At 58.8% G+C, this 893-nt stretch carries 2 protein-coding genes; both read right to left on the reverse strand.

All coding sequences use genetic code 11. The annotated features are described in order from the left end of the window. Positions 1-198: 198 nt before the first annotated feature. Positions 199-309: a 30S ribosomal protein bS22 gene (locus JCM19049_RS21435; RefSeq protein WP_279403393.1), complete on the reverse strand. Its 111-nt coding sequence runs from the start codon at positions 307-309 to the stop codon at positions 199-201. 135 nt (positions 310-444) lie between these two features. Continuing rightward, positions 445-669: a helix-turn-helix domain-containing protein gene (locus JCM19049_RS15725; RefSeq protein WP_054822018.1), complete on the reverse strand. Its 225-nt coding sequence runs from the start codon at positions 667-669 to the stop codon at positions 445-447. Positions 670-893: the final 224 nt, after the last annotated feature.

The following is an 893-nucleotide window of genomic DNA, read 5'->3' on the forward strand; positions in this document are numbered from 1 at the left end:
GCCGCTAACCGGTCTCAGCGCCCAACGCCTCCGCCATCGCCCATCGGGTAGCTGCTCGGTGGGGTGTCGGCGTCGAAGGCGGCCCGGTCCTGCGGCGGCACGCCGTCGACAGCTTGGGGATACAACAATCGCCACCGCCAAGGGCAAAGCCTTCGGGCGATGGCGATCATCTCCAAGAACGTGTTTCGCGGTGCGAGACTACTTCTTGTTGCGGCGCTGGTGGCGAGTCTTGCGAAGCAGCTTGCGGTGCTTCTTCTTCGACATACGCTTGCGGCGCTTCTTAACAACTGAGCCATAGTGGTTCCTCACAGACTAAATAAATGCATCGACCGCGTTACCATCAACCAACAAAGGCTTCACGCACGGCCGACCGGACGTTAAACGTTCCTTAATAGGTTACCCGCTCCATGGCCGGTTTCTGACCACGGTCATCCTATCTGCCGTCTACCTGCCGTACGATCCAGTTCCCCTGTGAGGATCGACACCTGCGGCCTGCAGGTAGGCTTCAACGGCGTTTTCCGGAACGCGATAGGAGCGGCCGAACTGCACGGCGGGTAAATCACCGGCGTGGATCAGACGATAAACGGTCATCTTTGAAACACGCATCATCTCGGCCACCTCGGCCACAGTCATGAATCGTGCTCCAGCAAAATTCTGTTTATCCGCCATAGGGGACTTTCTCCTGACGCTGATCTCTGTTTCGTCGCGCTGTCGGCATACATGAACTTCTTCGACTTGTGATCAACGTCGGTAACGTCACGTACACCTTCACCATAGTCTACTGGGTGGCCGACCGCTTTTCGAAGCATGAACACACGCGCACGCACCAGTAGTTCGCGATCCGCAAGGTGCCGGACACACCGCGGGCGCGGCCGTGGCTGTCGCCTGCGGCC

This window comes from Arthrobacter sp. JCM 19049 (assembly GCF_001310435.1).